The 5,889-nt window shown below is 59.3% G+C and carries 7 protein-coding genes; 3 read left to right on the plus strand and 4 right to left on the minus strand.

Annotated elements, in window-relative coordinates; translation table 11 throughout:
- Positions 1-16: 16 nt before the first annotated feature.
- Complete coding sequence (locus NW819_RS08135) at positions 17-1,459, minus strand: hypothetical protein (RefSeq protein WP_414413453.1); 1,443 nt, start codon at positions 1,457-1,459, stop codon at positions 17-19.
- Between the two features lie 38 nt (positions 1,460-1,497).
- Positions 1,498-2,604, minus strand: a complete 1,107-nt coding sequence (gene argC, locus NW819_RS08140; protein WP_414355341.1) for an N-acetyl-gamma-glutamyl-phosphate reductase — start codon at positions 2,602-2,604, stop codon at positions 1,498-1,500.
- Between the two features lie 232 nt (positions 2,605-2,836).
- Here argC and NW819_RS08145 point away from each other — a divergent pair, with 232 nt between their 5' ends.
- A complete protein-coding gene (locus tag NW819_RS08145; protein WP_011431955.1) occupies positions 2,837-3,121 on the plus strand; it encodes a hypothetical protein in 285 nt (94 codons plus the stop codon).
- Between the two features lie 136 nt (positions 3,122-3,257).
- On the opposite strand, the gene NW819_RS08150 is transcribed toward NW819_RS08145, so the two are convergent.
- Complete coding sequence (locus NW819_RS08150; RefSeq protein WP_011431954.1) at positions 3,258-3,986, minus strand: 2-phosphosulfolactate phosphatase family protein; 729 nt, start codon at positions 3,984-3,986, stop codon at positions 3,258-3,260.
- Positions 3,987-4,002: 16 nt separating this feature from the next.
- On the minus strand, positions 4,003-4,776 hold the full coding sequence (locus tag NW819_RS08155) for an ABC transporter permease (protein WP_414330211.1): 774 nt from the start codon (positions 4,774-4,776) through the stop codon (positions 4,003-4,005).
- Between the two features lie 62 nt (positions 4,777-4,838).
- On the opposite strand from NW819_RS08155, the gene purS reads away from it, so the two are divergent.
- Together purS and purQ are read left to right on the plus strand one after the other, a co-directional pair.
- The gene (gene purS, locus NW819_RS08160) at positions 4,839-5,096 is read left to right on the plus strand and encodes a phosphoribosylformylglycinamidine synthase subunit PurS (protein ID WP_011431952.1); all 258 of its coding nucleotides are present in this window, start codon (positions 4,839-4,841) and stop codon (positions 5,094-5,096) included.
- Positions 5,097-5,211: 115 nt separating this feature from the next.
- On the plus strand, positions 5,212-5,889 hold the full coding sequence (purQ, locus tag NW819_RS08165) for a phosphoribosylformylglycinamidine synthase subunit PurQ (protein WP_414413454.1): 678 nt from the start codon (positions 5,212-5,214) through the stop codon (positions 5,887-5,889).

Genomic DNA, 5,889 nt, shown 5'->3' on the forward strand with positions numbered 1-5,889 from the left:
CCTATGCATCATCTACTCAATCTTCCAAGGGATCCAACTTGGGATCCAGACTCTTGGCCGTTAGACGCAGAGCCTCCGCCTGATCCATCACCCGTGGAGCTTGCACTGCCGTTTCAAGGCCCTGGCGATAGCTCTCCCACAGGGGCATTTCTGGGTAGGTCTGCTGCAACTCGCTGATCTGATCCAGAAGGGCCTCCAGCCAGCCAGCCGTGCTCCAGGTGAGCAGAAACTGGAAGGGGTTCCAGAGGTTGAGCTGCCGCCCCAATTCATTTAAGCTCTCGTTGCGAATGGGCGGATCGAAGATGTCCGCCACCGTCATTAACTGGCGGGCCAGCAGGGGTCTGAGGATTTTCTCGGCAGCTTCCACCACAGCGGGGATGGCAGCTTGGATCCGGTCGGGGCTGGGAATATTCCGCGCTTGGGGCAAGGCTTGTAGCACCAACTCCAGTCGCCGCCCTGCCTCTGCCGATTCCAAAGCCGATTCCAGGGTGGTGCCCACGCTGAGAAACACTTCTCCCGTCAGCAGCCGCACTGCATCGATGACCAGGTGATACAAGGGGGGGATCACGAGCTTAATCCACTCACTCTGGAAAAACTCCCGCAGCCGCCGTGCCGCATAGTCCCCCACTTGGGTGGTCTGGATCCCCACTTGAGTGAGATTGAGATACCAGTCGGGGGGGGATCCCTTGGGATCCAGCCAACGGCGCAGCGTTTGCCATTCTTCTTCTGTGAGGGCAGTTCGTCCCTGTTTTAAGCCAGTTCGCCGCAGCTTGCCCTCGGCATTCAAGAGCTTGCGCAGCTCCGGTGTGCCCAGCAAGGACAAGGCACCTGCCGAACCCACACTGCCGATCTCGATGGCGATCAAGGCGGCCAACAAGGCGGCTGAGGCCTTTACTTGAATCTGGCCGCTTTTGTCCATCACCAAAGGCAGGCGGCTGTTGCCATAGGCACGGGCACTCATCGCCTCCAGAGCAGAGCGTTGGTCAGAGGTCAGCGTCCGAGCCCAAGAAGGGATCCCGTGGCTTTCCGCCTCTGGATAGGCCGCTTCCTGCAAGCCGTGATACAGCAAGCTGGCCACCCAGGCGCGATCCGCAGCCTGCCGCAAAGAGCCGATGACCACTTCCCATTGGCAGGGGTTAAGCAGGGGCAAGAGCGCTTGCAGCTCTCGGTGGATGGGCTCTGGGGATCCCGCCGTTCTCGACTGTTCCAGAGCGCTTTGCAGCCGATCCCGCGCCTCTCGGCACAGCCCGCCCCACTCCAGTTGCAGGCGAGCCAGGGTCTGTTGCACCGTCTCTTCGGAGCGACGGGGTAGATCCTGCCAGCCCGCTTCCAGCTGCCGCCACAGCTCCTCCCAGTTCAGGCCCTCAGCAGCGCCATTGACGGCATCTGAGGCAACCTTTGCGCTGGGCGAGGCGTTTTGGGGCTCGGAATGGAAAGGGGGATTCAGGGGTTCAGACATGGACAGAATCCGCTTCAAGGGGATCACGGGCATTATAGCTAGGGGTAAAACGCCAGCCGAGGCAAACCCAACGTTTCCGGCCATCCCATCATCAGGTTGAGACACTGCACCGCCTGCCCTGCTTGCCCTTTCATCAGGTTGTCGATCACCGACAGGACGATAACGCGGTTGGTGCGGCTGTCCACCTCCACCCCGATCATGCAGGTGTTGGTGCCGGAGACCCATTTGGTTTGCGGGTAAACCCCCCGCGGCAGCACCTTCACCCAAGGAGATTGGCGATAGAAAGCATTGTAAATGGTGAGCAAATCTTCCCCCACAAAGCCGGGATCCCGCAGAGTGGCATACAAGGTGACGTGGATCCCCCGCACCATGGGCACCAGATGGGGCGTAAATTGCACGGTGATGGGGGTGTGGGTCAGGTCGGTGCAAGCTTGCTCGATCTCGGGCGTATGGCGGTGCTGGGCCACTCCATAGGCTGCCAGAGAGCTGTCCACTTCGGCAAACAGGGATCCCACCTTGGGGGTACGGCCTGCCCCCGAAACGCCGGATTTGGCATCGAAAATGAGGCTGTCCAGCTCCACCAACCCCTGCCGCAGCAGAGGAGCAACCGCCAACAATGAGGCAGTGGGATAACAGCCGGGACAGCCCACCAGTTGGGCTTGGGCAATCGCCTCGCGATAAAGTTCCGGCAACCCGTAGACCGCCTGCTCATTGGCCTGGCGATAGGCAGGGCTGGGCCAGTTGGGATCCGTCTGACCCATGCGGTACCAAGATTGGTAGGTGGCCAGGTTGCGAAAGCGGTAATCCGCCGACAGATCTAAGACTTTGCACCCTTTGGCCAGCAAGGGCGGGGCCAGCTCGGCAGCCAGCCCATTGGGGAGAGACAAAAACACCACATCGCTGTTGGCGGCAATGCGATCCACCTCTACCGGCTGAACGGTCAGATCCACCGCCTGGGCCAACTGGGGATAGAGATCCCCGTAGCGCTTGCCGGCGCTGTCTTGCCCGGCCAGGTAGGTGATCTGCACGCCGGGATGCTCGCTCAGTAACCGCACCAACTGTACCCCTCCGTAGCCGGAAGCGCCGACAATGCCAATGCGGACAGGCTCTGTGGGGTGGGGTGGGCGGGGCGCCATGTTGGCCATGGGGGGGCTGCCTGTGCAAGAGGGTTGCGTGATGGCTTGCCTTAAGTTCTACCGCATTTTTCTGCTGCATTTGACGCTGCATGGGTGCGGATCCCATCTTGTTCATTCGCGTTGGCGTTGCGTGGCCATCCAGGGGGATTTGTTATGCTGGGTTCACCTGAGCCGCTCGGGCCTTGGCAGCGGCTTCCGTAATATCTGTCTATGTTCTGTGTAGCTTTCTAATCTGCGGTCTATGCACTATGAGCGATTGATCAACATGGTCTTGCGGGCCTACGGCCAAAGCAGCCGCCATGGCCTGGATCAGGAAACTCTGACCCTCTACTCAGAAGGCCCCTACACCCTCTACAAGCTCACTTCCCATTTCGATCGCCGCTCCATTTTTGTGTTGGCCCAGAATCAGCGGGATATGTTTGTTTCTGGCGATGCGTTTAACAACAAGCTGATCCCAGGGGAATGGCAGGCGTGGCTGCACCAGAAAGCGCTGGGCATCGCTCCCGACACGGCACAAGCAGGTTAGCCGAAGACCATATCTGGCGTGGAAGGATCCCCAAGCCTACGCCCGGCCTGTTGAGATCCAGCCCATGCTGACAATGGCTGCCTACTTCCAGCTCAGAGGGTGGTGGGATCCACAGGTCGCTCCACCTGTCCAGAATCTACCCGCCACTGGCCAAAACCCCTGGCTGAACCTGTCGGGGCACCACCGAGAGACGATCCAGATCGGCACAGTAGGCCAGATCCTGATCGTTTTCCGGCCCCAGACCCAATAGCCGTTGCCCGTGGCTAGAGCGTCTCAACAAACCCAGCAGATCGTCCTGCCAAGTTTGGTAGAGGGCCAAGGCCGCCAAGGTCTCGTCGTTGCCCAACTGGTTCAAAGAGCAGCCCAGGCGATGCAAGATGGCTCCGGCACAGGCAGTATCTTCCAGCGAAAAGGCCCCTTCCCACCCGGATCCCACCAGCCACACCTCGGCAAAGGAGCCCCGTCTGAGAAAATCCACCACGGCTCCCAAGTTCACCAGGGCTGCTGTAATCACCACCGGGATCCCTTCCAGGCGCTGTAGGCTGCGCGTGCCGTTGGTGGTGCTCAGGAAGATGCGCTTGTCCCGCACGCGGTCGGGGGTGTAGTCGAGAGGGGAATTGCCCAGATCAAACCCCGCCACCGCTTTGCCCCCCCGTTCCCCGGCCAAAAGCCGCTGGGAAGCCGGCCAGTTTTGGCTTGCCTCTTGGAGCTGCTGCAGGTGGGCAAACACCTGTACCGCTTCTGCTCCTGCTGCCAGCGCTGTGGCAATGGTGGTGGTGGCCCGCAGCACATCAATGGCCACCGCACACTCCGGGATCCCAGATGAAGGCACCTGTTCGGGCGTATAGAAGTGGAAAAAACGCATGGGGGAAGAGGTAACGTCAGAACTCACGCCGGGCGAACACCAACACTGCCAGAATCAGCAGCAAAAGGGTGTAAACCAAGCCGTACAGTGCATCTCCGAGAAGTTCTGCTGGGGGCGGAACTTGGCCGTAAACCGCAGCATCTCTCAAATTGAGGCGCTCCAAATCCGGCAGGATCAAATAAATCACCTCAAACAGTTTGCCAAATCCGGCATCTTTCACCAGCTTGCTCAGTTGCAGCAGGGCGCGGCTGGCATGGCCCATCAGGAACAGGGCAATGGTGTAGAGGGTGGCCAGAATCGAGGAAGTGAAAACCCCGAACAGCAGGGCTGCGGCAACAATCAGCACCAGCTCTAAGAAAGTGAAGACTGTTGCCCAGAGAATGGCCAAAAGGGGGATCGGGGCCTGCACCAGCAGCAAGCTCAGCAGAAACACAACCGTCATCAGCAGCACCAGCACCGACAGCAGCGCCGATAGGCCCAGATGCTTGCCGACAATGAACTCTGCCCGGCTCATGGGTTTGGCGATCAGCACATACACCGTGCGTTTTTCAATCTCCTTATTCACCAGCCCTGTGCCCACGAAAATGGCCACGATCAGGCCGAAGAAGTGAATGGCTGCCAACCCCAGGTCGGCAATGATTTTGTTGTGGGCCTGGTTGGCCACCTGCGGGATCAAAACAGTGGCTCCCAGCATGGCCACCGCAAATACCATCACCAGGTAGAGAATCCGATCCCGAATCGTTTCCCGGAAAACGTTGTGGGCAATGGCCACCACGCGCGACGCATCCATGACTGAACCCAAAGCTGTGATGATCCGACTGATACACTGGTAACAGATCCAGCCTTTATTCTATGCAGTTCCAGGCCCAGATTCAGATTCACCTACGCCCCTCTGTTCTCGATCCCGCCGGGGCTGCGGTTCAGTCCAGCTTGCATCAGCTGGGGCATACCCAGGTACAGCAGGTGCGCATTGGCAAGCATATCCAACTGCAGCTAGAGGCCCCCGACGCCGAGACCGCCCACCGCCAGGTGGATGAGCTGTGCCATCAACTGCTGGCCAACCCGGTGATTGAGACTTATCAAATCCAAGTGGCTGCCATCGGTGGTTAATTTGATGGGTTCACGCGATTTGGGGTTGATCTGATGGCCATTCCAAAAATACCCCCAACCCCTCTTCCATCCCTCTAATCTGACCATCTTCTTTCCTCTCACTTAAGGGATCCCAATGGCTGGCGTGAGGTTTGGCGTTGTTGTTTTTCCGGGTTCCAACTGCGACCGAGATGTAGCCTGGGTAACCCGCGGCCTCTTGGGCTGCCCAACGCGGCTGATCTGGCACCGGGAGACGGATTTGTCGGAGCTGGATGTGGTGGTGCTGCCGGGGGGCTTCAGCTATGGGGATTATTTGCGTTGTGGGGCCATCGCTCGTTTTGCTCCGGTGATGGGATCCCTGAAGGAGCACGCGGCGCGAGGGGGCTATGTGCTGGGCATCTGCAATGGCTTTCAGATCTTAACAGAGGCAGGACTGCTGCCGGGGGCGCTGGTGCGCAATGCCAACCTGCACTTTATCTGCGACCGAGTGGGGATCCGTATAGAACGGCAGGATCTTCCCTGGACAAGCGCGTATCCCCAGGGATCCACCTTAACCCTGCCCATCGCCCATGGGGAAGGCCGCTACACCTGTGATCCGGATACCCTCAAGCAGTTGCAGGATCGAGGGCAGATCGTCTTTCGCTATGCTCCGGTTGCGCCCAACGGCTCTGTGGATAATATTGCCGGCATTTGCGATCCCAGCGGTCGGATCTTGGGTTTGATGCCCCACCCTGAGCGGGCAGCAGATCCCGATTTGCCAGGGCAAGATGGGATCCCCTTTTGGCAGTCGATTTTGCACAGCTTCGCCGCCTAA

Source organism: Synechococcus sp. R8-2 (assembly GCF_047461715.1).
Classification (GTDB): domain Bacteria; phylum Cyanobacteriota; class Cyanobacteriia; order Thermostichales; family Thermostichaceae; genus Thermostichus.